Source organism: Cupriavidus sp. GW821-FHT07C08 (genome assembly GCF_059419025.1).
The window spans coordinates 108,092-133,293 of record NZ_JBWKQZ010000020.1 but is presented as its reverse complement, the minus strand read 5'-3'; the positions used below and the strand labels follow the sequence as shown (position 1 = coordinate 133,293).

Below are 25,202 nucleotides of genomic sequence, written 5' to 3'. Positions count from 1 at the left end.
CCTAATCGCCCGCACCACCCTAGGTGGCCTACTAGGCCATCAGGTCGGGACGCGCGCGCGCTAAGGACGGACTCACCCCTTAGCGCGAAATCCGCAAGGAATTTTTCCAACGCCCCGGCCTGCTCCATGCACGCCGGGGCGTTTTGCATTCCACAGCCGTGGAGCGCGGAACAGGCGGTAGGCCCCGGACGCAGCATGCCGGGGACAGCACACGATAAGCAATCAGGAGCTCCACAAAATGTCTGACAAACTCATCATTTTCGACACCACCTTGCGTGACGGCGAGCAGTCGCCCGGCGCCTCGATGACCCGCGAGGAAAAGATCCGCATCGCACGCCAGCTGGAACGCCTGAAGGTCGATGTGATCGAGGCCGGTTTCGCGGCGAGCTCCAACGGCGACTTCGAGGCGATCCGCTCGATCGCGCAGGTGGTCAAGGACTCGACCATCTGCTCGCTGGCTCGTGCCAATGACAAGGACATTGCCCGCGCCGCCGAGGCGCTCAAGCCCGCCAATTCGTTCCGCATCCACACCTTCATCGCCACGTCCGCGCTGCACATGGAGAAGAAGCTGCGCATGACGCCGGACGAGGTGTACCAGCAGGCGCGCCTGGCAGTGCGCTTTGCGCGCCAGTTCACCGACGATATCGAGTTCTCGCCGGAAGACGGCAGCCGCTCGGACATGGACTTCCTGTGCCGCGTGCTGGAAGGCGTGATCGCCGAGGGCGCGACCACCATCAACCTGCCGGATACCGTGGGCTATGCGGTGCCGGAAGGCTACGCCGCGCTGATCCGCTCGGTGCGCGAGCGCATTCCCAACTCGGACAAGGCGATCTGGTCGGTGCACTGCCACAACGACCTGGGCATGGCCGTGGCCAACTCGCTCGCCGCCGTCAAGATGGCCGGCGCGCGCCAGATCGAATGCACCATCAATGGCCTGGGCGAGCGCGCCGGCAACACCAGCCTGGAAGAAGTGGTGATGGCGGTGAAGACCCGTCGCGACTATTTCGACCTGGATGTCGGCGTGGATACCACGCAGATCGTGCCGGCTTCGAAGCTGGTGTCGCAGATCACCGGTTTCGTGGTGCAGCCGAACAAGGCCGTGGTGGGCGCCAACGCCTTCGCACATGCCTCGGGCATCCACCAGGATGGCGTGCTCAAGGCGCGCGACACCTACGAGATCATGCGTGCGGAAGATGTGGGCTGGAGCGCCAACAAGATCGTGCTGGGCAAGCTGTCGGGCCGCAATGCCTTCAAGCAGCGCCTGCAGGAACTGGGCATCGAGCTCGAGAGCGAGACCGAAGTCAATGCCGCCTTCACCCGCTTCAAGGAACTGGCCGACCAGAAGGCCGAGATCTTCGATGAGGACATCGTCGCCATCGTCTCGAACGAAGCCCAGCACGATGCCAACGAGCACTTCCGCTTTATCTCGCTGTCGCAGCGCTCCGAGACCGGCGAGCGCCCGCACGCGCGCGTGGTGTTCAGCATGGACGGCCAGGAGCAGAGCGGCGAGGGCGAGGGCAACGGCCCGGTCGACGCCACCCTGCATGCGATTGAATCACGCGTGTCCAGCGGCGCCGAGATGGTGCTCTATTCGGTGAACGCCATCACCGGCGGCACCGAGGCCCAGGGCGAAGTCACCGTGCGCCTGTCCAAGGCCGGCCGCATCGTCAACGGCGTGGGCACCGACCCGGATATCGTCGCCGCCTCGGCCAAGGCCTACCTGGCCGCGCTGAACAAGCTGCACGACAAGGCTGTGCAAAAGATCAATCCGCAGATCTGACCCAGGCCTCTGCGTAGACGGCGGAAGGCTTACCCGGCCTGAGCGTACGGACCAAGCCCGCCATTCCCGACCCGGGGATGGCGGGCTTTTTCATGGCTCAGTGGCGGCGATCGTCCGGATCGTATATCGGGTCGGGCGTGATCTGGGTCTGGCGCAGGATGCCGGCGTCGTCGAAATAGAAGTTGTACAGCGACGGCCACACGTCTTCATGGCGGAAGCGGTAGGACCAGACCTCGCGTCGCATCAGCGGGTAGTACTCGACCGGCAGGCGCGTCCTGCCGAAATGCTCGGCCACATCCTGCCTGGTCCAGGTGCCGACCTGTGCCTTGTACAGTTCCGGCGTAGACAGCACATTGCTGAAGCGGGTCAGGTTGCCGTTGCGGTCGAAGTCGGCGCCATAGGCATACTGGCCCAGCGGCTGCTTGGTGTAGATCCAGCGCGAGGTGCCGTCGCGCAGCTGGAACACATCGGTGGGCGGCCCGAACGCGGCCTGTACCGCGGCCTGCGGCTGGCCCACCAGCTTGGTGCCTTCCTGTACTGGCATCAGCGTGGTGCAGGCAGACAGCATGGCGACGCCGAGCGCCAGCATGAGCCGGCGCGCGCCGTTGGCGATGACAGGATTCATGGCAAACCTCGGGTCGATGCGTGGATAGTGGATACCGCAAGTGTAGTGCGGCCTCCGGCCTTGTGTGCGCCGGGCGCTGCTTATTGACGGATCTTCCCGCAACCTGGCGGTTTCCTCGCGGAACCGGCGGCCAATGATCGTGCCCCGGTGGCATTTGCCCGCAACCGGTCGCTGCCGTACTATCCAGCGCTTTCCGGGAGAGAACATGAAGGTTGCGGCACGGTGGCGTGGATGGCTGGGCGGGTTGTTGCTGGCGGCTGCGGCGGGCGCGTCGGCGCAAGAGCCGATCCGGCTGGGCATGATCGACGGGCTGTCCGGCCCGTTTGCCAACGCGGGCGAAGCCGTGACGCGCAACCTGCGCCTGGCGATCGAGCGCATCAACGCGCGCGGCGGCGTGAAGACCGCAGAGGGTGCACGGCCCATGGAGTTGGTCACCTTCGACAGCAAAGGCAATGTCGACGAGAGCCTGATCCAGTTGCGGGCCCTGACCGACAAGCACATTCCCTTTGTCCTGCAGGGCAACAGTTCGGCCGTGGCCGGCGCGCTGGTGTCGGCCATCAACCGCCACAACGCGCGCCAGCCCGACGCGCGCGTGCTGTTCCTGAACTACTCGGCGGTCGATCCCAGCCTGACCAACGAGAACTGCAGCTTCTGGCATTTCCGCTTCGACGCCAGCGCCGACATGCGCATGCAGGCGCTGACCGAGGTGATCCGCCAGGACCAGGCGGTGCGCCGTGTCTACCTGATCGACCAGGACTACAGCTTCGGCCACCAGGTGTCGCGCTCGGCGCGCGAGATGCTGGCGGCACGCCGGCCGGATATCCAGATCGTGGGCGACGAGTTCCACCCGATCGGCAAGATCAAGGACTTTGCGCCCTATATCGCCAAGATCAAGGCGAGCGGGGCGGACGCGGTCATTACCGGCAACTGGGGCAACGACCTGACGCTGATGGTCAAGGCCGCGCGCGAAGGCGGCTTGCAGGCCAAGTTCTACACCTTCTACGGCAATGGCCTGGGCGCGCCTGCGGCGATGGGCGATGCCGGCGTGGGCCGCGTGCTGGCGGTGGCCGAGTGGCACCCGAACGTGGGCGGGGCGGCATCGGACGCCTTCTACCAGCAGTTCCGCGCGCGCTATCCGGAGCCGAAGGACGACTATGTGCACCTGCGCATGCAGATGATGGTGGAAATGCTGGCGCGCGCGATCGAGCAGGCCGGCTCCACCGATGCGGTCAAGGTGGCGCGCGCGCTGGAGAACATGCGCTACGTCAGCCCGTTCCATGAGGCCACCGTGCGTGCCGACGACCACCAGGTGCTGCAGCCGCTGTACGTGTCGGTGATGGAGCGCCAGGGCGGGGCAGTGCGCTTCGACAACGAGGGCTCGGGTTATGGCTTCCGTACCGTGCGCAAGCTCAAGGCCGCGCAGACCACGCTGCCGACCACGTGCCGGATGGAGCGCCCCTGAGCGCCAGCGCGCTCGCACAGGCGCCGCGGTACTCCTGCTGCAGCTTTTCGGCTATAATCCGCGGCTGTCGTTGCCTGGCCGTTGGCCGGGTGGGACAGTAGCCAGTCAAAACATGGCACGACGCATGCGGCGCATCCCGCGCTGTAGCGTTCGCAAGTGAAAGGAAATCATCATGGCAGTTGCCGATATCAACAAGTCCGAAGTCATCAAGCAGTTCGCACGTGGCGCCAACGACACTGGCAGCCCCGAAGTGCAAGTGGCCCTGCTGACCACCCGCATCAACGAACTGACCCCGCACTTCAAGGCCAACATGAAGGATCACCACAGCCGCCGCGGTCTGCTGCGCATGGTGAGCCGCCGTCGCCGCCTGCTGGACTACCTCAAGTCCAACGACGCCGACCGTTACCGCGCCCTGATCGAAAAGCTGGGCCTGCGCAAGTAAGGTTGCGCCCGATGGCAGCGCGATTCCAGGGTTTGCACGGTTTCGCGTGAGGCCTCGATGCCTGCTTCAGCAATGCTGGGGCAGGCATTTTGCATTTCTGACGGGGTGAATCCGCTTTGCCCAGGGATGCAGGCAGTTGATGGAGTGATTTTCGCTTCACGCCGCCCGGCGGACATTCTGATTCCCCGGGCGCCCGTTGCAGCAAGCTGCGCAACGGAGTAAGTTGTTCTTTTTTCTGTTTTCAATACCCCGGACCGGCCAAGGAAACAGGGCTTTGTGTCATTCCAGCGCGGCATCGGCAACGCCAGTGCCGCGCTGGAATGGCATAGCACTTCCCTGCGACTGCGACCGGCAACCCGGCAGTTTGCCTGCGGCTGAGAACGCAGGCGTCGCAGGCCGTGCGCGTGTTATTGCGTGATGGCGCGGCCTGCACGCAAGCCAAGGAATGCACATGTCCATGTTCAACAAGATCGTCAAGGAATTCCAGTGGGGCCAGCACACGGTCCGCATGGAAACCGGCGAAATCGCCCGCCAGGCCGGCGGTGCCGTGCTGGTCGATGTGGAAGACACCGTGGTGCTGGCGACCGTGGTCGCCGCCAAGAGCCCGAAGCCCGGCCAGGATTTCTTCCCGCTGACCGTCGACTACATCGAGAAGACCTACGCGGCCGGCAAGATCCCCGGCGGTTTCTTCAAGCGTGAAGGCCGTCCGTCGGAAAACGAGACCCTGACCTCGCGCCTGATCGACCGTCCGCTGCGCCCGCTGTTCCCGGAAGGCTTCTACAACGACGTCCAGGTGGTGATCCACGTGGTGTCGCTGAACCCGGAAGTGCCCGCTGACATTCCCGCGCTGATCGGCGCGTCGGCCGCGCTGGCCGTGTCGGGCATCCCGTTCAACGGCCCGGTTGGCGCCGCGCGCGTGGGCTACAAGGACGGCCAGTACCTGCTGAACCCGACCCGCTCGCAGCTCGCCACCTCGGACCTGGACCTGGTGGTCGCCGGCACCGAGCGCGCCGTGCTGATGGTGGAATCGGAAGCCAACCAGCTGTCGGAAGAAGTGATGCTGGGCGCCGTGGTCTATGGCCACGAGCAAATGCAGATCGCGATCAACGCCATCCATGAGCTGGTGCGCGAAGGCGGCAAGCCCGAGTGGGACTGGGCCCCGGCCGCCAAGAACGAGCCGCTGATCGCCAAGGTCACCGAAGTGGCACTGCCGCTGCTGCAGGAAGCCTATCAGCTGCGCCAGAAGTCGGCCCGCAGCCAGAAGCTGAAGGAAGTGAACGCCAACGTGGCGGCCGCACTGGCAGCCGCCGGCGTGGAAGCCGACAAGGTGGAAGTCGGCAACATCATGTTCGACCTGGAAGCCAAGATCGTGCGCGGTCAGGTGCTGGCTGGCGAGCCGCGTATCGACGGCCGCGACACCCGCACGGTGCGCCCGATCGAGATCCGTTCGTCGGTGCTGCCGCGCGCGCACGGCTCGGCGCTGTTCACCCGTGGTGAAACGCAGGCGCTGGTGGTGGCTACGCTCGGCACCAAGAGCGACGAGCAGATCATCGACGCGCTGGCCGGCGAATACCGCGACCGCTTCATGCTCCACTACAACATGCCCCCGTTCGCCACCGGTGAAACCGGCCGCGTGGGCAGCCCGAAGCGCCGCGAAATCGGCCACGGCCGCCTGGCCAAGCGCGCACTGATCCCGGTGCTGCCGAAGGACGATGAATTCGCCTACACCATCCGCCTGGTTTCGGAAATCACCGAATCCAACGGCTCGTCGTCGATGGCCTCGGTCTGCGGCGGCTGCCTGGCACTGATGGACGCCGGCGTTCCGGTCAAGGCGCACGTGGCCGGCGTGGCCATGGGCCTGATCCTGGAAGGCAACAAGTTCGCCGTGCTGACCGACATCCTGGGCGATGAAGATCACCTGGGCGACATGGACTTCAAGGTGGCGGGTACCGACAACGGCATCACCGCGCTGCAGATGGACATCAAGGTCCAGGGCATCACCAAGGAGATCATGCAGGTCGCGCTGGCGCAGGCCCGTGAAGGCCGCCTGCACATCCTGCACAAGATGCAGGAAGCGATGGGCCACGCCCGCACCGAACTGTCGGCACACGCACCGCGCATGATCACCATGAAGATCCATCCGGACAAGATCCGCGAAGTGATCGGCAAGGGCGGCTCGACCATCCAGGCGCTGACCAAGGAAACCGGCACCACCATCGACATCCAGGAAGACGGCACGATCACGATCGCGTCGACCTCGACCGACGGCATGGCCGAAGCCAAGCGCCGCATCGAGGGCATCACCGCGGAAGCCGAAGTGGGCAAGATCTACGCCGGTACCGTGCTGAAGCTGCTGGACTTCGGTGCCATCGTCAACATCCTGCCGGGCAAGGATGGCCTGCTGCACATCTCGGAAATCGTCAACGAGCGTGTGAAGGACATCAAGGACTGGCTGAAGGAAGGCCAGCATGTCCGCGTCAAGCTGATCCAGGCTGACGAGAAGGGCCGCCTGCGCCTGTCGCTGAAGGCCGCGCTGGCCGAAGAGGGCGGCAGCATCAGCCCGATCAACGCTGGCGAAGCCGCCGCGCCGGCCGCTCCGGCCGAAGGCTCGGAACAGCAGTAAAGTCAGCGGGGCAGGATTGCCCGCAGGTGCCGCCGCAAGGTGGCGCCGCCGAAAGAACGGCTGGACGATGTCCAGCCGTTTTTTTGTTTACACTGCCGGCAACCCTATCGAGCCACGGCTCACACCGACCCTGGCGCGACGCACCGTCGAGCCGCGCCAAGACAAGTACAAGGAGCAGAGCAGCATGCAAGCCATCGAGATCCGCGAATACGGTGCCCCCGAAGTCCTCCAGCTGGCCGAGCGTCCCGACCCGGTCGCGGGTGCGGGCGAGGTCCTGATCCGCGTGGCTGCGGCCGGCGTCAACCGTCCGGACGTCTTCCAGCGCACCGGCAACTACCCGGTGCCGCCGGGCGCTTCGGACCTGCCCGGCCTGGAAGTGGCGGGCGTGGTGGTGGGCGGCGACCTGTCGCACGCCGACAACCGCTTCGGGTTGAAGGTGGGCGACCGCGTCTGCGCGCTGGTGCAGGGCGGCGGATACGCACAGCTGTGCACGGCGCCGCTGGCGCAGGTCCTGCCCGCGCCGCAAGGCTTGAGCGATATCGAGGCCGCCGCGCTGCCGGAGACCTTCTTCACCGTCTGGAGCAATGTGTTCGACCGCGGCTACCTGGGCCAGGGCCCGCGCGGCAAGGATGAGACCCTGCTGATCCAGGGCGGCTCCAGCGGCATCGGCACGACCGCGATCCAGATCGCCAAGGCGCTGGGCTACAAGGTGTTCGTCACTGCCGGCACCGATGAGAAATGCAAGGCCTGCGAAGACCTGGGCGCCGATCGCGCGATCAACTACAAGACGCAGGACTTCGTCGCCGAGGTGGCCGCGCTGACCGGCGGCAAGGGTGTCGACGTGATTCTCGACATGGTTGCCGGCCCGTACCTGGCGCGCGAGCTGAAGTGCATTGCCGACGATGGCCGCATCGTCATCATTGCGCTGCTGGGCGGCGCCAAGGCCGAGATCCCGCTGGGCGATATCCTGCGCCGGCGCATCACCGTGACCGGCTCCACGCTGCGTCCGCGCCCGGCATCGTTCAAGGGCAAGATCGCCGCGGCACTGCATGAGCAGGTGTGGCCGCTGCTGGCCGCCGGCAAGATCAAGCCGGTGATCCACGAGGTGTTCCCGGCCGCGCAGGCGGCCGATGCGCATCGCCTGATGGAGTCGAGCGAGCATATCGGCAAGATCGTGCTGACCTGGTAAGTCACATCGACCGTTGCATGTGGCAATGCTGCCGCCCCCCGCCATCGGGCGGCGGTAGCGCCGTGCCCCCGCCACAAGCTACAATAGCGGGTTTGATTTGGGAGGGGCACTTCGTGAGACAAAAGCTCGTCATCGGCAATTGGAAGATGCACGGCAGCCTGGCTGCAAACGCGGCGCTGCTGGAGGGCATCAAGGCTGGCACCGCCAAGGCGACGCTGGCGGTCTGCGCGCCGTTCCCCTATCTTGCACAATGCCAGGCGTTGCTGAATGGCTCGCAGGTGGCCTGGGGCGCACAAGATGTGTCGGCGGAGGCGCGCGGCGCCTTCACCGGTGAAGTCGCGGCATCGATGGTGGGCGAGTTTGGCTGCACTTACGTGCTGGTCGGCCACTCGGAGCGCCGCACCTATCATGGCGAAACCGACCAGACCGTCGCGGCCAAGGCGCTGCGCGCGCTGGAATTCGGTATCGTCCCGGTGGTCTGCGTGGGTGAAACGCTGGCCCAGCGCGAGGCGGGCGAAACCGAGGCGGTGGTCGGCAGGCAACTGCAGGCCGTGCTGGACGCGCTGACGGTGGAGCAGCTGAGCCGCGTGGTGCTGGCCTATGAGCCGGTCTGGGCGATCGGCACCGGCAAGACCGCCACCAGCGAGCAGGCGCAGGCGGTGCACGCGTTCCTGCGCGGCCAGGTTGTTGCGCGCGATGCGGGCGTGGCCGAGCGCATGGCCATCCTGTACGGCGGCAGCGTCAAGCCGGACAATGCGGCCGAACTGTTTTCCATGACCGATATCGACGGGGGCCTGATTGGCGGCGCCTCGCTGAAGTCGGAAGATTTTCTCGCGATCGGCAACGCCTGAATGCCGGCCGTTCCGATCGACCGATCAGGCAAGTAACCAGCCAGTAAGGCTTATTTAAATCAAATGGCAATCTTCAAGACTTTGTTGGTGGTGCTGCAGGTGTTGTCGGCGCTGGGCGTGATTGGCCTGGTGCTGATCCAGCATGGCAAGGGCGCCGATGTCGGCGCGGCATTCGGTTCGGGCGCCTCGGGCAGCCTGTTCGGTGCCACTGGCTCCGCAAACTTCCTGTCGCGCACCACCGCCGTGCTGGCCACGCTGTTCTTCGTCTGCACGCTGGCACTGACGCTGCTGGGCAACTACAAGCCGGCTGCGTCGCTGGGCGTGATGGGCGCGGCGCCGGCTTCGGCGCCCGCAGTGGCAGGTGCATCGGCTCCCGCTGCAGCCGCGGCCGCTGACGCGTCGGCGCCGGCAGCCCCCGCTGTTCCGAAATAATCCGTAAGCCTTGCGGCGGATTCCTGAGTTTTTTTGCAGTTGTGCGTTGAACAAAGCAAGAAATCTAGGTTAGAATGCAAGGCTTGAAACGATTCCCCAGCGATGGGTTCCGAGCAAAGACGAAAGCCTCTGCAACGGACCTGAAGGGCCTGAAAACCCGGCGCCAGGCAATATTGTTTCTCCCCCAGCCGACGTGGTGAAATTGGTAGACACGCTATCTTGAGGGGGTAGTGGCGAAAGCTGTGCGAGTTCGAGTCTCGCCGTCGGCACCAAACAACTTGATCGGAGTCCCTGGCCGGGCAATGCACCCGAGCGTGGGGCTCCGGCAGTCCGCAAGGCGGCGCGCCATGAGGCTTATGGCTTAGCGCCTGGGGTGGGCAACAGGACGCCGCTTCAGCTGGTGCTGTTGACAACATTCCAGATAAGGCTGGCCGTACCTTGAATCTCGAAGCCTACTTCCCCGTTCTCATCTTCATCATCTTCGGTGTCGTGCTTGGCGTGGCACTGATGTCGATCGGTCGGATCCTCGGTCCGAACAAGCCCGATCCCGCGAAGCTGTCGCCGTACGAGTGCGGCTTCGAAGCGTTCGAGGACGCGCGCATGAAGTTCGATGTGCGCTACTACCTCATCGCCATCCTGTTTATCCTGTTCGATCTCGAAACCGCCTTCCTGTTTCCGTGGGGTGTCGCCCTGCGCGATATCGGCTGGCCGGGGTTCATCGCCATGGGCGTGTTTCTGCTGGAATTCATCGTGGGCTTCGTCTACATCTGGAAAAAGGGCGCGCTCGATTGGGAGTGATGTGAAATGGCAATCGAAGGCGTTCTCAATGAAGGCTTCGTCACGACTACCGCTGACAAGCTGATCAACTGGACCCGCACCGGGTCGCTGTGGCCGATGACTTTCGGCCTGGCCTGCTGTGCCGTGGAAATGATGCATGCCGGCGCCGCGCGCTACGACATGGACCGCTTCGGCGTGATCTTCCGCCCGTCGCCGCGCCAGTCGGACGTGATGATCGTGGCCGGCACGCTGTGCAACAAGATGGCCCCCGCGCTGCGCAAGGTCTACGACCAGATGGCGGAACCGCGCTGGGTGATCTCGATGGGATCGTGCGCCAATGGCGGCGGCTACTACCACTACTCGTATTCGGTGGTGCGTGGCTGCGACCGCATCGTGCCGGTGGATATCTACGTGCCGGGCTGCCCGCCGACGGCCGAAGCGCTGATCTACGGCGTGATCCAGCTGCAGAACAAGATCAAGCGTACCAACACCATCGCGCGCAAGGGCTGAAATGGCGAAGCTCGACATCCTCAAGGCCGCGCTCGAGAAAGCTCTCGGCAAGCGCGTGCAGAATCTGATCGAGGCGACCGGCGAACTGACGCTGATCGTCAAGGCCGACGACTACCTCGAAGTTGCCCGCATCCTGCGCGACGATCCGTCGCTGCGCTTCGAGCAGCTGATCGACTTGTGCGGCGTGGACTATTCCGAGTACGGCGACGGTGCCTGGGACGGCCTGCGCTTTGCCGCGGTCTCGCAGCTGCTGTCGATTACCCACAACTGGCGCCTGCGTGTGCGCGTGTTCGCCCCGGACGATGATTTCCCGGTGCTGCCGTCGGTGATCGACGTGTGGAACGGCGTCAACTGGTTCGAGCGTGAAGCTTTCGATTTCTATGGCATCGTCTTCGACGGCCATCCGGACCTGCGCCGCATCCTGACCGACTACGGTTTCGTCGGCCATCCGTTCCGCAAGGATTTCCCGGTTTCGGGCTTCGTCGAGATGCGCTACGACCCGGAGCAGAAGCGGGTCATCTACCAGCCGGTCACGATCGAGCCGCGCGAAATCACCCCGCGCGTGATCCGCGAGGACAACTACGGCGGCTTGCACTGATAACGCGCCATGGCAGACATCAAGAACTACACCCTGAACTTCGGCCCGCAACACCCGGCAGCGCACGGCGTGCTGCGCCTGGTGCTGGAGCTGGACGGCGAAGTCATCCAGCGCGCCGACCCCCATATCGGCCTGCTGCACCGTGCCACTGAAAAGCTGGCCGAGCAGAAGACCTGGATCCAGAACGTGCCCTACATGGACCGCCTCGACTATGTGTCGATGATGGTCAACGAGCACGCCTACGTGATGGCAATCGAGCGCCTGCTGGGCCTCGAGGTGCCGGTGCGCGCGCAGTACATCCGCGTGATGTTCGACGAGATCACCCGCCTGCTGAACCACCTGATGTGGATCGGCTCGCACGCGCTGGACGTGGGCGCGATGGCGGTGTTCCTGTATGCCTTCCGCGAGCGCGAGGACATGTTCGACATGTACGAGGCGGTGTCGGGCGCGCGCATGCACGCGGCCTACTATCGTCCGGGCGGCGTGTATCGTGACCTGCCTGACACGATGCCGCAATATCGTGCGTCCAAGGTACACAACGAGCGCGCCATCAAGGCGATGAACGAGGCGCGTTCGGGCTCGCTGCTGGACTTCATCGAGGACTTCACCAACCGGTTCCCGAAGTACGTCGACGAATACGAGACGCTGCTGACCGACAACCGGATCTGGAAGCAGCGCCTGGTTGACATCGGCGTGGTCAGCCCGGAACGTGCACTGCAGATGGGCTTTACCGGCCCCATGCTGCGCGGCTCCGGCATCGAGTGGGACCTGCGCAAGAAGCAGCCGTACGAGGTGTACGACAAGCTGGACTTCGACATCCCGGTGGGCGTGGGCGGCGACTGCTACGCACGCTACCTGGTGCGCGTGGAAGAGATGCGCCAGTCCAACCGCATCATCAAACAGTGCGTGGAATGGCTGCGCCGCAACCCGGGCCCGGTGATCACCGAGAACCACAAGGTGGCACCGCCCTCGCGCGTGGACATGAAGTCCAACATGGAAGAACTGATCCACCACTTCAAGCTCTTCACCGAAGGCATGCACGTGCCCGAAGGCGAAGCGTATGCAGCGGTGGAACACCCGAAGGGCGAGTTCGGCATCTACGCGATCTCGGACGGCGCGAACAAGCCGTACCGCCTGAAGATCCGTGCACCTGGCTTCCCCCACCTGGCCGCGCTCGACGAAATGGCCAAGGGACACATGATTGCTGACGCGGTAACGATCATCGGCACGCAAGACATCGTCTTCGGCGAGATCGACCGTTAATCACGGACCGCCGGCCCGGACGACGATCCGGGCGCTTTCCGCGGAGCTCCCCAGGGGAGCGGGCGGAAAACCCGCGGCGGACCGGCAGGGCCTCAGGCCTGCCGGCGGAACGGGCAGCGACGGCTGCAAACCTGCGGAAGGGAACGCCCAGTGGCGCTGCCTGACGCCGTTTTACTGCAATGACCATGCTATCAGCAGAAGCTCTCAAGGAAATCGATCGCGCGATCGCGAAGTATCCGGCCGACCAGAAGCAGTCGGCCGTGATGGCGGCGCTTGCCGTGGCGCAGGGCGAGGTGGGCTGGGTTTCACCCGAAGTCATGCAGTTCGTCGCCAACTACCTCGAGATGCCGCCCGTGTGGGTGGAAGAGGTGGCGACCTTCTACAACATGTATGACACCAAGCCGGTGGGCAAATTCAAGCTCGCCGTCTGCACCAACCTGCCGTGCGCCCTGTCGGGCGGCGAGCGGGCCGGCGAGTACCTGAAGCGCAAGCTCGGGATCGACTACAACGAGACCACCGCTGACGGCTGCTTCACCCTGAAAGAGGGCGAGTGCATGGGCGCTTGCGGCGATGCGCCGGTGATGATCGTCAACAATACCCGCATGTGCAGCTGGATGAGCGACGACAAGCTCGACGCACTGGTCGACGAGCTCAAGGCCGAGGCTGCCAAGGGGGGCAAGTAACATGACCTGTCTGCACGACCGCCATATCCAGCCGCTGATCCTGGCCGGCCTGGACGGCAAGAACTGGCACCTGGAAGACTACGTCAAGCGTGGCGGCTACCAGCAACTCAAGCGCATCCTGACCGAGAAGATCCCGCCCGAGCAGGTGATCGCCGACGTCAAGGCCTCCGGCCTGCGCGGCCGTGGCGGTGCGGGCTTCCCGACCGGCCTGAAGTGGAGCTTCATGCCGCGCACCTTCCCGGGGCAGAAGTACCTGGTCTGCAACACCGATGAAGGCGAGCCCGGCACGTTCAAGGACCGCGACATCATCCGCTACAACCCGCATTCGCTGATCGAGGGCATGGCCATCGGCGCGTATGCGATGGGCATCACCGTGGGCTACAACTACATCCACGGCGAGATCTGGAACGAATACAAGATCTTCGAGGAAGCCCTCGAAGAGGCGCGCGCGGCCGGCTTTCTGGGTGACAACATCCTGGGTTCGGGCTTTGATTTCCAGCTGCACGCCCACCACGGCTACGGCGCCTATATCTGCGGCGAGGAAACCGCGCTGCTCGAATCGCTGGAAGGCAAGAAAGGCCAGCCACGCTTCAAGCCGCCGTTCCCGGCCAGCTTTGGCCTGTACGGCAAGCCGACCACCATCAACAACACCGAGACCTTCGCCGCGGTGCCGTTCCTGCTGGCCGTCGGCCCCGAGAACTACCTGAAGCTGGGCAAGCCGAACAACGGCGGCACCAAGATCTTCTCGATCTCGGGCGACGTCGAGCGTCCCGGCAACTACGAGATCCCGCTGGGCACGCCGTTCGCCAAGCTGCTGGAACTCGCCGGCGGCATGCGCGGCGGCAAGCGCATCAAGGCGGTGATCCCGGGCGGCTCGTCCGCGCCGGTGGTGCCGGGCGACCTGATGATGGCGTCCGACATGGACTACGACTCGATCGCCAAGGCCGGCTCGATGCTGGGCTCGGGCGCGGTGATCGTGATGGACGAGACGCGCTGCATGGTCCGCTCGCTGCTGCGCCTGTCGTACTTCTATTTTGAGGAATCGTGCGGCCAGTGCACGCCGTGCCGCGAAGGCACCGGCTGGCTCTATCGCATGGTCAATCGCATCGAACACGGAGAGGGGCGCCAGGAAGACCTGGACCTGCTCAACAACGTCGCGGAAAACATCATGGGCCGCACCATCTGCGCGCTCGGCGATGCCGCGGCGATGCCGGTCCGCGGCATGCTCAAGCACTACTGGAAAGAGTTCGAGTATCACGTCGAACACAAGCAGTGCATGGTTCCGGCCTACATCTAAGCGTGGCAGAACATGGTTGAACTAGAGATCGACGGCAAGAAGGTTGAGGTTGCTGAAGGCAGCCTGGTGATGGAAGCAGCCCGCAAGCTGGGCACCTACATCCCGCACTTCTGCTACCACCGCAAACTGTCCATCGCGGCCAACTGCCGCATGTGCCTGGTCGAGGTCGAGAAGGCGCCCAAGGCGCTGCCCGCCTGCGCCACGCCCGTGACCCCTGGCATGAAGGTCTTCACCAATTCGGAGAAGGCGGTCAAGGCGCAGAAGTCCGTGATGGAATTCCTGCTGATCAACCACCCGCTCGACTGCCCGATCTGCGATCAGGGCGGCGAATGCCAGCTGCAGGATCTGGCCGTGGGCTACGGTGCCTCGGAGTCGCGCTACAAGGAAGAGAAGCGCGTGGTGTTCCACAAGAACGTGGGCCCGCTGATCTCCATGGAGGAGATGACCCGCTGCATCCACTGCACCCGCTGCGTGCGCTTCGGCCAGGAAGTGGCCGGCGTGATGGAGCTGGGCATGCTGGGCCGCGGCGAGCATTCGGAAATCACCACCTTCGTCGGCAAGACCGTCGATTCGGAACTGTCGGGCAACATGATCGACCTGTGCCCGGTCGGCGCGCTGACCAGCAAGCCGTTCCGTTACTCGGCCCGTACCTGGGAGCTGGCACGCCGCAAGTCGGTGTCGCCGCACGACGGCCTGGGCGCGAACCTGGTGGTACAGACCAAGAACCAGCGCGTGATGCGCGTGCTGCCGCTGGAAAACGAAGACATCAACGAGTGCTGGATCTCCGACAAGGACCGCTTCTCGTATGAAGGCCTGAACAGCGCCGACCGCCTGACCCGCCCGCTGCTGAAGCAGGGCGGCGAATGGATGGAAACCGACTGGCAGACGGCGCTGGAATACGTGGCCAACGGCCTCGCCAGCATCAAGCGCGATCATGGCGCCGACCAGATCGCCGCGCTGGCCAGCCCGCACAGCACGCTGGAAGAACTGTTCCTGCTGGGCAAGCTGATGCGCGGCCTGGGCAGCGACAACGTCGACTTCCGCCTGCGCCAGACCGATTTCTCGGCCGCACTGAAGGGCGCGCCGTGGCTGGGCATGCCGGTGGCCGACGTGACCACCCTGCAACGCGTGCTGGTGATCGGCTCGTCGCTGCGCAAGGATCATCCGCTGCTGGCCTCGCGCCTGCGCCAGGCCACCAAGAAGGGTGCCCGCGTGGCCGTGCTGGGCGCCGGCGGTGAAGACCTGCTGATGCCGCTGGCCGCCCGCATCGACGTGGCGCCGTCCGGCTGGACCGCGGCGCTCGCCGGCGTGGCCCGTGCCGTGGCTGCCGCCAAGGGCGTTGCTGCCCCGGCCGGCACTGAAGGATTCGACGGCGGCGAAGCCGCCGGCAAGGTGGCCGAAGCGCTGCTGTCGGGCGAGCGCCGTGCGGTGTTCCTCGGCAACGAGGCGGTGCGCCATCCGCAGTTCTCGGCGCTGCACGCGCTGGCACAGTGGATCGCCACCGAAACCGGTGCGACGCTGGGCTTCCTGACCGAAGCCGCCAACACCGTCGGCGGCTATGTCGCCGGCGCGCTGCCCAAGCAGGGCGGCGCCAATGCGCAGGCGATGCTGGACACGCCGCGCAAGGCCTACATCCTGCTGAACACCGAACCCGAGTTCGACGCTGCCGACCCGCGCAAGGCGCTGGCCGCGCTGGCCCAGGCCGGCACGGTGGTGGTGCTGTCGCCGTTCCGTTCGGAAGCGGCCATGCAGTACGCCGACGTGATCCTGCCGGTGACGCCGTTCACGGAAACCTCCGGCACCTTTGTCAACTGCGAAGGCAAGCCGCAGAGCTTCAATGGCGTGGTGCGCGCGCTGGGCGAATCGCGTCCGGGCTGGAAGGTGCTGCGCGTGCTGGGCAACCTGCTGGAGGTGGCCGGCTTCGACTACGAGACCGCCGAGTCGGTGCGTGCCGAAGTGCTGTCGGCCCCGGTCGACGCGCAGCTGGACAACGCCACCGATGCGCCGATCCGCGTGGCCGCCGCTGCCGCCAACGGCATCGAACGCATTGCCGATGTGCCGATCTACCACGCCGATCCGATCGTGCGCCGCGCCGAGTCGCTGCAGCTGAGCGCTGCCGCGCGCCGCGCCATGCAGATCGCGCTGCCGGCAGACCTGTTCGCCAGCCTTGGCATCCAGTCCGGCGATCCGGTGCGGGTCACGCAAGGGCAGGGCAGCGTGGTGCTGCCGGCCGTGCTCGAAGCCACGCTGCCGGCCAACACCGTGCGCGTGCCGGCGGCAACGCCGGCGGCCATGAGCCTGGGCGCGATGTTCGGCACGGTCACCGTAGAGAAGGCCATTGACCTGGCGCCGGCCACCGGCACCGTGGCCACGGCGTAAGAACAACAGCGAGAACAAGACATGATTGACTGGATTACCTCGCAAGGACAGGGCCTGCTGGGTGCCTACTGGACACCGCTGTGGATCCTGATTCGCGCCGTGATCATCGTGGTGCCGCTGCTGCTGTGCGTGGCTTACCTGATCCTGTGGGAGCGCAAGCTGATCGGCTGGATGCACGTCCGTATCGGCCCGAACCGCGTGGGCCCGCTGGGCCTGCTGCAGCCGATCGCCGACGTGCTGAAGCTGCTGCTCAAGGAAGTCATGATGCCCACGCAGGTCAGCCGGGGCATGTACCTGATTGCCCCGCTGATGGTGCTGATGCCCGCCGTGGCGGTCTGGGCCGTGATTCCGTTCCAGGCCGAAGTGGTGCTGGCGGATGTGAATGCCGGCCTGCTGTACGTGATGGCGATCAGTTCGGTGGGCGTGTACGGCGTGATCCTGGCCGGCTGGGCCTCGAACTCCAAGTACGCCTTCATCGGCGCCATGCGTGCCGCGGCCCAGATGGTGTCGTATGAAATCGCCATGGGCTTTGCGCTGGTGACGGTGCTGATGGTTGCCGGCAGCCTGAACCTGTCGGCCATCGTCAACGGCCAGAACACCGGCTACTTTGCCGACATGGGCATCAACATCCTGTCGTGGAACTGGCTGCCGCTGCTGCCGATGTTTGCCGTCTATTTCATCTCGGGCGTGGCCGAAACCAACCGCCACCCGTTCGACGTGGTGGAAGGCGAGTCGGAAATCGTGGCCGGCCACATGATCGAGTATTCGGGCATGGGCTTCGCGCTGTTCTTCCTGGCCGAGTACATCAACATGATCATCATCTCGACGATGACCGCGCTGATGTTCCTGGGCGGCTGGGCGCCCCCGGTCGATAGCGTGCTGACCAATGCGATCCCGGGCTTCTTCTGGCTGGTGATCAAGGTATTCCTGCTGCTGTCAGTCTTCATCTGGATCCGTGCCTCGTTCCCGCGCTACCGCTATGACCAGATCATGCGCCTGGGCTGGAAGGTGTTCATCCCCCTGACGGTGGCGTGGCTGATCATCGTGGCGATCTGGATCAAGTCGCCCTGGAACATCTGGCACTGAACGGCCAAACGACGGTGCGCGCCGTGGCGCGCACCGTGTGGAAATACTAGGAAGCATCATGCTGCTCGCCATCAAGGACTTCTTCAACAGCCTGCTCCTGAAGGAACTCTTCAAGGGCATGGCCCTGACCGGCCGCTATCTCTTCGCGCGCAAGATCACCGTCCAGTTCCCGGAAGAGAAAACGCCGATCTCGCCGCGCTTCCGTGGCCTGCACGCGCTGCGCCGCTACCCGAACGGGGAAGAGCGCTGCATCGCCTGCAAGCTGTGCGAGGCGGTGTGCCCGGCGCTGGCCATCACGATCGAGTCCGACGCGCGCGCCGACGGCACGCGCCGCACGACCCGCTATGACATCGACCTGACCAAGTGCATCTTCTGCGGTTTCTGCGAAGAGGCCTGCCCGGTCGACGCCATCGTGGAAACGCAGATCCTGGAGTACCACGGCGAGAAGCGCGGCGACCTGTACTTCACCAAGGACATGCTGCTGGCAGTGGGCGACCGCTACGAGCCGCAGATCGCCGCAGCCAAGGCCGCCGACGCGAAGTACCGCTAAGCTGAATCACCGGCCGGAAGTCTCGGCCAGAAGTACCGCCGGTTGGCGGCTGCCGCAAGCAGCAGACCTGGCAGCCGCCGCCACCGAATTTGAATGCGGTCCCTGCAATGCAAGGGGCCAATGCAAGGATGCCGCAGGAGCGGGCCACCCGAGGGGATGGCTTGTGCCGGACGGCCCAGAGAGGATCCGATAGGGACCATGGAACTCACGACCACCATCTTCTACGTCTTTGCGCTGGTGCTGGTGCTCTCCGCACTGAAAGTCATCACTGCGAAGAACCCGGTGCATTCCGCACTGTTCCTCGTGCTGTCGTTTTTCACGGCCGCGGCGATCTGGATGCTGCTCAAGGCGGAATTCCTCGCCATCCTGCTGGTGCTGGTCTATGTCGGCGCGGTGATGGTGCTGTTCCTGTTCGTGGTGATGATGATCGATATCGACATCGAGCACCTGCGGCGGGACTTCTGGACCTACGTGCCGATGGCCTCGGTGGTGGGCGCGCTGATCATCGCCGAGATGGCGATCGTGCTGGTGCGCAATTTCATCGGCACCACCACGCCGGTGGTCGCCAGCGGTTCGCAGGACCCGGGCTACTCGAACTCCGCCGCGCTCGGCAAGCTGATCTACACCGACTATATCTACGCCTTCGAAGTGGCCGGCATCATCCTGCTGGTGGCGATCATCGCCGCCGTGGCGCTGACCCTGCGCCGCCGCAAGGACGTCAAGGCCCAGGACGTATCGGCGCAGCTGCGCACCCGCCGCGACGACCGCGTGCGCCTGGTGCCGATGCAGTCCGAAGGCCAGACCCAGCAGACGGAAGCCGCGGCTGCCGCCAATAAGAACTAAAGCCCGGAGAAACGCTGTGCTCTCTCTCGCTCACTACCTCGTCCTCGCTGCGATCCTGTTCGCGATCAGCATCGTCGGCATCTTCCTGAACCGCAAGAACGTGATCGTGCTGCTGATGGCGATCGAACTGATGCTGCTTGCGGTGAACATCAACTTCGTCGCCTTCTCGCATTACCTGGGCGACCTGGCTGGTCAGGTTTTCGTTTTCTTCATCCTCACGGTGGCCGCCGCCGAGTCGGCAATCGGTCTCGCTATCCTGGTTGTGCTGTTCCGCAATCTGGATACGATCAACGTGGACGACATGGATACCCTCAAGGGCTGATCCGTGGCGCACTACGCAGATACCCAAGACTCACCGACCGCACACCACTAAGCGTCCTATGGCAACCACGCTCAACCCCAACCTGCTGCTTGCGATTGCGCTGGCGCCGCTAGTCGGCTCCGCGATCGCCGGCCTGTTCGGTACCAAGTTCTTCGACCTGTTTTCCTCGGAGTCGCGCGGCGGCCGGATCGTGGCGCATACCGCCACGATCCTGGGCGTTGCCATTTCCTTCGTGCTGTCGGTGATGGTGCTGCTCGACGTGATGAACGGCGCCGGCTACAACGGCACCGTCTACGAGTGGATGGCCATCGGCAGCCTGAAGATGGAAGTCGGCTTCCTGGTCGACTCTCTGACCGCGATGATGATGGTCGTGGTGACCTTCGTCTCGCTGATGGTGCACATCTACACCGTCGGCTACATGGACGGGGACCCCGGCTACAACCGCTTCTTCGCCTACATCTCGCTGTTCACCTTCTCGATGCTGATGCTGGTGATGAGCAACAACTTCCTGCAGCTGTTCTTCGGCTGGGAAGCGGTGGGCCTGGTGTCGTACCTGCTGATCGGCTTCTGGTACACCCGCCCGACGGCCATCTTCGCCAACCTGAAGGCGTTCCTGGTCAACCGCGTTGGCGACTTCGGCTTTATCCTGGGCATCGGCCTGCTGCTGGCCTACGCCGGCAGCATGAACTACACCGAAGTGTTCGCCGCGCGCGACCAGCTGGCGACCGTGATCTTCCCGGGCACCGACTGGCTGATGATCACCGTGGCCTGCATCTGCCTGTTCATCGGCGCGATGGGCAAGTCGGCGCAGTTCCCGTTGCACGTCTGGCTGCCTGACTCGATGGAAGGCCCGACCCCGATCTCGGCACTGATCCACGCGGCAACCATGGTGACCGCAGGCATCTTCATGGTCGCGCGCATGTCGCCGCTGTTCGAGCTGTCGGATACCGCACTGTCCTTCGTGCTGGTGATCGGTGCCATCACGGCGCTGTTCATGGGCTTCCTGGGCATCATCCAGAACGACATCAAGCGCGTGGTCGCGTATTCGACCCTGTCGCAGCTGGGCTACATGACCGTGGCGCTGGGCGCTTCGGCCTACTCGGTGGCCGTGTTCCACCTGATGACGCACGCATTCTTCAAGGCACTGCTGTTCCTGGGCGCGGGCTCGGTCATCATCGGCATGCACCACGACCAGGACATTCGCAACATGGGCGGCCTGCGCAAGTACATGCCGATCACCTGGATCACCTCGCTGGTGGGTTCGCTGGCGCTGATCGGTACGCCGTTCTTCGCGGGCTTCTACTCCAAGGACTCGATCATCGAGGCCGTGGCCGAATCGCATATCGCCGGTTCGAGCTTTGCCTACTACGCCGTGCTGGCCGGCGTGTTCGTGACCGCGTTCTACTCGTTCCGCATGTACTTCATGGTCTTCCACGGCAAGGAGCGCTGGGGCCAGAACCATGCCCACCAGCACCATGAGGGCGACCACGAGGACGAGGAAGTCACGCCTGACCACCACCATGGCCTGGCCGCCGGCGAGAAGCCGCACGAGTCGCCGTGGGTGGTGACCCTGCCGCTGGTGCTGCTGGCGATCCCGTCGGTGATCATCGGTGCGATCGCGATCGAGCCGATGCTGTTCGGCGAATTCTTCAAGCACGGCATCGCCTTCAAGGACGTGATCTTCGTCGGCGAGAACCACCACGCCATGGCCGAGCTGGAGGAAGCCTTCCACGGCTGGGTGCCGATGGCGCTGCACTCGCTGACCACGCCCGTGCTGTGGCTGGCCATCGCCGGTGTCGTGCTGTCGTGGTTCTTCTACATGAAGCGCCCGGACATCCCCGAGGCCATCAAGAACCGCTTCTCGGGCCTGTACACGCTGCTCGACAACAAGTACTACATGGACGCCATCAACCAGGCCGTATTCGCCCGCGGCGCACGCCTGCTCGGTACCGGCCTGTGGAAGGGCGGCGACCAGAGCCTGATCGACGGCCTGTTCGTCAACGGCGCGGCGCGCGTGGTGGCTTCGTTTGCTTCGGCAAGCCGCTACCTGCAGTCGGGCTATATCTACCACTACGCATTCGCGATGATCGTCGGCATGCTGGTGCTGCTGACGCTGACGGTCACGGGCGTGATCGGCACCAAGTGATAGGCACCAAGTAAGGAAAACATAGAAATGGTTCTGTCTTTCTCAATCTGGCTGCCTATCTTTTTCGGCCTGCTGATCCTCGCCTTCGGCTCGGACCGGAGTCCTGGCTTCGTGCGGTGGATGTCGCTGTTCGGCTCGATCGCGAGCTTTGTCGTCACGCTGCCGCTGGTCTTCCACTTCGACCGCACCACCGCGGCCATGCAGTTCGTCGAGAAGGCGAACTGGATCGAGCGCTTCAATATCAACTACCTGCTTGGGGTTGACGGCCTCTCGATGTGGTTCGTGGTGCTGACCGCCTTCATCACGGTGATCGTGGTGATCTCGGCCTGGGAAGTGATCACCGAGCGTGTGGCGGAATACATGGCCTCGTTCCTGATCCTGTCGGGCCTGATGGTCGGCGTGTTCTGCACGCTGGACGGCATGCTGTTCTACGTGTTCTTCGAAGCCACGCTGATCCCGATGTACATCATCATCGGTGTCTGGGGCGGCCCGAACCGTGTCTATGCCGCGTTCAAGTTCTTCCTGTACACGCTGGCGGGCTCGCTGCTGACGCTGATCGCGCTGCTGTACCTGTACAACAAGACCGGCACCTTCGACATCCTGCAATGGCACCAGGCCAAGCTGTCGATGAACGAGCAGATCGCGCTGTTCATTGCCTTCTTCGTCGCCTTCGCGGTCAAGGTGCCGATGTGGCCGGTGCACACCTGGCTGCCGGACGCCCACGTGGAAGCGCCGACCGGCGGTTCGGTGGTGCTGGCCGCCATCATGCTGAAGCTGGGCGCCTACGGTTTCCTGCGGTTCTCGCTGCCGATCGCGCCTGACGCCAGCCACTACCTGGCCCCGTTCATCATCACCATCTCGCTGATCGCGGTGATCTACATCGGCCTGGTCGCCCTGGTGCAGGCCGACATGAAGAAGCTGGTGGCGTATTCGTCGATCGCCCACATGGGCTTCGTCACGCTGGGCTTCTTTATCTTCAGCGACATCGGCGTGGAAGGCGGCATCGTGCAGATGATCTCGCACGGCTTTATCTCCGGCGCGATGTTCCTTTGCATCGGCGTGCTGTATGACCGCGTGCACTCGCGCCAGATCGCCGACTACGGCGGCGTGGTCAACACCATGCCCAAGTTCGCCGCGCTGGCAGTGTTCTTCGCCATGGCCAACTGCGGCCTGCCGGCAACCTCGGGCTTCGTCGGCGAATTCATGGTGATCCTGGGCGCGGTCAAGTTCGACTTCTGGATCGGCCTGCTGGCGGCCACCGCCCTGATCTTCGGCGCCGCCTACTCGCTGTGGATGGTCAAGCGCGTGATCTTTGGCGACATGGTCCACCAGCACGTGCGCGAGCTGGTCGACCTGAACAAGCGTGAGTTCGTCATGCTCGGCCTGCTGGCCATCATGACGCTGTACATGGGCCTGCACCCGAAGCCCTTTACCGACGTGATGCACGCGTCCGTGGTGAACCTGCTGTCCCACGCGGCACAGTCCAAGCTGTAATCGGGGAGAGAAATCAATATGCAAACGTCCTCGACACTCGGCCCCGTGGCGCCGATTATTTTCCTGGCGATCGCCATCGGCGCGGTCAACTGGATCGACCTTGCGCGTGGCAAGGGCAAGCAAAGCGTGGCCTATCCGCTGTCGCTGCTGGCCACGCTGGTGCTGACCGTCTGGTTTGGCCTGAATGCTGCCGCCGGCGAGACGCACTACGCGTTCGCCAACCTGGTCGTGATCGATCCGATGGCAAACGTGCTGTCCGCGTTCTGCTCTGCCGGCCTGTTCGTGACGCTGGTCTACACGCGCCGCTATCTGGCGGATCGCGACATGTTTGCCGGCGAGTTCTACCAGCTCGCGCTGTTCACGCTGGGCGGCCAGATCGTGATGATCACCGGCAACAACTTCCTGACCCTGTACCTGGGCCTGGAACTGCTGTCGCTGTCGTCGTACGCACTGGTGGCACTGCGCCGCGAATCGCGCGTGACCTCTGAATCGGCGATGAAGTACTTCGTGCTGGGCGCGCTGGCTTCGGGCTTCCTGCTATACGGCATCTCGATGATGTACGGCGCCACCGGTTCGCTGAACCTGGGCGAAGTGTTCCGCGTGGTCGAGTCGGGCCGCGTCAACACCACCATGCTGGCCTTTGGCGTGGTCTTTATCGTTGCCGGCCTGTCGTTCAAGCTGGGCGCTGCGCCGTTCCACATGTGGATTCCGGACATCTACCAGGGTTCGCCGACCGCGGTGACGCTGCTGATCGCCGGCGGCCCGAAGGTTGCTGCTTTCGCGCTGTTCATTCGCGTGCTGGTGGAAGGCCTGCTGCCGCTGGCGAGCGACTGGCAGATGATGCTGGTGGTGCTGTCGATCATCTCGCTGGCCATCGGCAACCTGACCGCCATCGTGCAGAGCAACCTGAAGCGGATGCTGGCGTATTCGACCATCTCGCACATGGGCTTCGTGCTGCTGGGCCTGCTGTCGGGCGTGGTCGCCAACAAGGCTGACGGCGCGGCCGATGCGTACAGCTCGGCGATGTTCTACTCGGTGACCTACCTGCTGACCACGCTGGGCACCTTCGGCATCATCCTGCTGCGCACCAGCAAGGGCTTCGAGGCCGAGACCCTGGAAGACCTGAAGGGCATGTCGCGCCGCAACCCGTGGTTTGCCTTCCTGATGCTGGTGATGATGTTCTCGCTGGCCGGCATCCCGCCGACCGTGGGCTTCTATGCCAAGCTGGCGGTGCTGGATGCGGTGGTCAAGTCAGGCATGACCTGGCTGGCCGTGGTGGCCGTGATGTTCTCGCTGATCGGCGCGTTCTACTACCTGCGCATCGTCAAGCTGATGTACTTCGATGCACCCGTGGGCGAAGAGCAGCTGGAAGCGACCTTTGGCCTGCGCTCGATGCTGAGCGTGAACGGTGCCGCAGTGATCCTGCTGGGTATTTTCCCGGCCGCGCTGATGAACCTGTGCTACCAGGCCATCCGCTCGACCCTGGGTTCCTGATCCGCCACACGCCATGAGCGCATCCGCAAGCGGCTGGTTTGTCATCCTGCTGGCACTGATCAGTGCGAACCTGCCGTTTGTGAACCAGCGCCTGTTCGCGGTGATCCCGCTGCGGCAGGCGCGCAAGCCGCTGTGGCTGCGCCTGCTGGAACTGATCATATGGTTCGCGGTAGCGGGCGCCGCCGGCTTTGCGGTAGAGGCAAGCCTTGGCAATGCCTTCCCGCAGGGCTGGCAGTTCTACGCCATCACCGCCTGCATGATGCTGGTGTTTGCCTTCCCGGGCTTCACCTGGCAATACCTCGTCAAACACCGCACGGCCTGAAGCCGGTCTTGTCGGCGCCGGGCCCTGCCTGATC

23 protein-coding genes and 1 tRNA gene are annotated in these 25,202 nt (G+C 64.4%); 23 read left to right on the top strand and 1 reads right to left on the bottom strand.

Annotated features, from left to right (window positions below; translation table 11 throughout):
* Positions 1-238 precede the first annotated feature (238 nt).
* Positions 239-1,780, top strand: coding sequence for a 2-isopropylmalate synthase (locus AC07UK_RS23885; protein WP_013956006.1), 1,542 nt, complete (start codon positions 239-241; stop codon positions 1,778-1,780).
* 97 nt (positions 1,781-1,877) lie between these two features.
* Here the strand turns inward: AC07UK_RS23885 and AC07UK_RS23880 are convergent, their stop codons facing one another.
* A complete protein-coding gene (locus AC07UK_RS23880) occupies positions 1,878-2,405 on the bottom strand; it encodes a hypothetical protein (RefSeq protein WP_436221135.1) in 528 nt (175 codons plus the stop codon).
* Positions 2,406-2,610: 205 nt separating this feature from the next.
* Here AC07UK_RS23880 and AC07UK_RS23875 point away from each other — a divergent pair, with 205 nt between their 5' ends.
* The 22 genes from AC07UK_RS23875 (at position 2,611) to AC07UK_RS23770 (ending at position 25,168) form a co-directional block, all read left to right on the top strand.
* Positions 2,611-3,867, top strand: coding sequence for a branched-chain amino acid ABC transporter substrate-binding protein (locus AC07UK_RS23875; protein ID WP_494686338.1), 1,257 nt, complete (start codon positions 2,611-2,613; stop codon positions 3,865-3,867).
* A 172-nt stretch (positions 3,868-4,039) separates the two neighbouring features.
* A complete protein-coding gene (gene rpsO / locus AC07UK_RS23870) occupies positions 4,040-4,309 on the top strand; it encodes a 30S ribosomal protein S15 (protein WP_010809136.1) in 270 nt (89 codons plus the stop codon).
* 451 nt (positions 4,310-4,760) lie between these two features.
* The gene (gene pnp / locus AC07UK_RS23865) at positions 4,761-6,932 is read left to right on the top strand and encodes a polyribonucleotide nucleotidyltransferase (protein ID WP_436221137.1); all 2,172 of its coding nucleotides are present in this window, start codon (positions 4,761-4,763) and stop codon (positions 6,930-6,932) included.
* A 184-nt stretch (positions 6,933-7,116) separates the two neighbouring features.
* Positions 7,117-8,121 (top strand): NAD(P)H-quinone oxidoreductase, encoded by a 1,005-nt coding sequence (locus AC07UK_RS23860; protein WP_436221138.1) that lies wholly within the window; start codon positions 7,117-7,119, stop codon positions 8,119-8,121.
* A 113-nt stretch (positions 8,122-8,234) separates the two neighbouring features.
* A complete protein-coding gene (tpiA, locus tag AC07UK_RS23855) occupies positions 8,235-8,972 on the top strand; it encodes a triose-phosphate isomerase (RefSeq protein ID WP_114134045.1) in 738 nt (245 codons plus the stop codon).
* Positions 8,973-9,035: 63 nt separating this feature from the next.
* Positions 9,036-9,404, top strand: a complete 369-nt coding sequence (gene secG / locus AC07UK_RS23850) for a preprotein translocase subunit SecG (RefSeq protein ID WP_013956012.1) — start codon at positions 9,036-9,038, stop codon at positions 9,402-9,404.
* A gap of 187 nt (positions 9,405-9,591) precedes the next feature.
* A tRNA-Leu gene (locus AC07UK_RS23845) sits at positions 9,592-9,676 on the top strand.
* A 166-nt stretch (positions 9,677-9,842) separates the two neighbouring features.
* Positions 9,843-10,202 (top strand): NADH-quinone oxidoreductase subunit A, encoded by a 360-nt coding sequence (locus tag AC07UK_RS23840; protein ID WP_010809131.1) that lies wholly within the window; start codon positions 9,843-9,845, stop codon positions 10,200-10,202.
* 6 nt (positions 10,203-10,208) lie between these two features.
* A complete protein-coding gene (locus tag AC07UK_RS23835) occupies positions 10,209-10,691 on the top strand; it encodes a NuoB/complex I 20 kDa subunit family protein (protein WP_008643342.1) in 483 nt (160 codons plus the stop codon).
* A 1-nt stretch (position 10,692) separates the two neighbouring features.
* The gene (locus tag AC07UK_RS23830) at positions 10,693-11,289 is read left to right on the top strand and encodes an NADH-quinone oxidoreductase subunit C (RefSeq protein WP_013956013.1); all 597 of its coding nucleotides are present in this window, start codon (positions 10,693-10,695) and stop codon (positions 11,287-11,289) included.
* A 9-nt stretch (positions 11,290-11,298) separates the two neighbouring features.
* Positions 11,299-12,552: an NADH-quinone oxidoreductase subunit D gene (locus AC07UK_RS23825; RefSeq protein WP_013956014.1), complete on the top strand. Its 1,254-nt coding sequence runs from the start codon at positions 11,299-11,301 to the stop codon at positions 12,550-12,552.
* A gap of 185 nt (positions 12,553-12,737) precedes the next feature.
* On the top strand, positions 12,738-13,235 hold the full coding sequence (nuoE, locus tag AC07UK_RS23820; RefSeq protein WP_041228324.1) for an NADH-quinone oxidoreductase subunit NuoE: 498 nt from the start codon (positions 12,738-12,740) through the stop codon (positions 13,233-13,235).
* 1 nt (position 13,236) lies between these two features.
* A complete protein-coding gene (nuoF, locus tag AC07UK_RS23815) occupies positions 13,237-14,532 on the top strand; it encodes an NADH-quinone oxidoreductase subunit NuoF (RefSeq protein ID WP_013956016.1) in 1,296 nt (431 codons plus the stop codon).
* 12 nt (positions 14,533-14,544) lie between these two features.
* Positions 14,545-16,911 carry an NADH-quinone oxidoreductase subunit NuoG gene (gene nuoG, locus AC07UK_RS23810; RefSeq protein ID WP_436221141.1) on the top strand — a complete coding sequence of 789 codons (2,367 nt, stop codon included), beginning with the start codon at positions 14,545-14,547 and terminating at the stop codon, positions 16,909-16,911.
* A 21-nt stretch (positions 16,912-16,932) separates the two neighbouring features.
* Positions 16,933-17,997: an NADH-quinone oxidoreductase subunit NuoH gene (nuoH, locus tag AC07UK_RS23805; protein ID WP_013956018.1), complete on the top strand. Its 1,065-nt coding sequence runs from the start codon at positions 16,933-16,935 to the stop codon at positions 17,995-17,997.
* 58 nt (positions 17,998-18,055) lie between these two features.
* Entirely contained in the window at positions 18,056-18,547 is a 492-nt protein-coding gene (gene nuoI / locus AC07UK_RS23800) for an NADH-quinone oxidoreductase subunit NuoI (protein WP_010809124.1), read from the top strand.
* Positions 18,548-18,745: 198 nt separating this feature from the next.
* Positions 18,746-19,390: an NADH-quinone oxidoreductase subunit J gene (locus AC07UK_RS23795; RefSeq protein WP_114134040.1), complete on the top strand. Its 645-nt coding sequence runs from the start codon at positions 18,746-18,748 to the stop codon at positions 19,388-19,390.
* A 16-nt stretch (positions 19,391-19,406) separates the two neighbouring features.
* A complete protein-coding gene (gene nuoK, locus AC07UK_RS23790) occupies positions 19,407-19,712 on the top strand; it encodes an NADH-quinone oxidoreductase subunit NuoK (RefSeq protein ID WP_013956021.1) in 306 nt (101 codons plus the stop codon).
* A gap of 58 nt (positions 19,713-19,770) precedes the next feature.
* Positions 19,771-21,858 carry an NADH-quinone oxidoreductase subunit L gene (gene nuoL / locus AC07UK_RS23785; RefSeq protein ID WP_436221142.1) on the top strand — a complete coding sequence of 696 codons (2,088 nt, stop codon included), beginning with the start codon at positions 19,771-19,773 and terminating at the stop codon, positions 21,856-21,858.
* A gap of 27 nt (positions 21,859-21,885) precedes the next feature.
* Entirely contained in the window at positions 21,886-23,352 is a 1,467-nt protein-coding gene (locus AC07UK_RS23780; RefSeq protein ID WP_114134038.1) for an NADH-quinone oxidoreductase subunit M, read from the top strand.
* A gap of 18 nt (positions 23,353-23,370) precedes the next feature.
* On the top strand, positions 23,371-24,846 hold the full coding sequence (gene nuoN / locus AC07UK_RS23775; protein WP_436221143.1) for an NADH-quinone oxidoreductase subunit NuoN: 1,476 nt from the start codon (positions 23,371-23,373) through the stop codon (positions 24,844-24,846).
* Between the two features lie 13 nt (positions 24,847-24,859).
* Complete coding sequence (locus tag AC07UK_RS23770) at positions 24,860-25,168, top strand: DUF2818 family protein (protein WP_436221144.1); 309 nt, start codon at positions 24,860-24,862, stop codon at positions 25,166-25,168.
* The last annotated feature ends 34 nt before the right edge of the window (positions 25,169-25,202 follow it).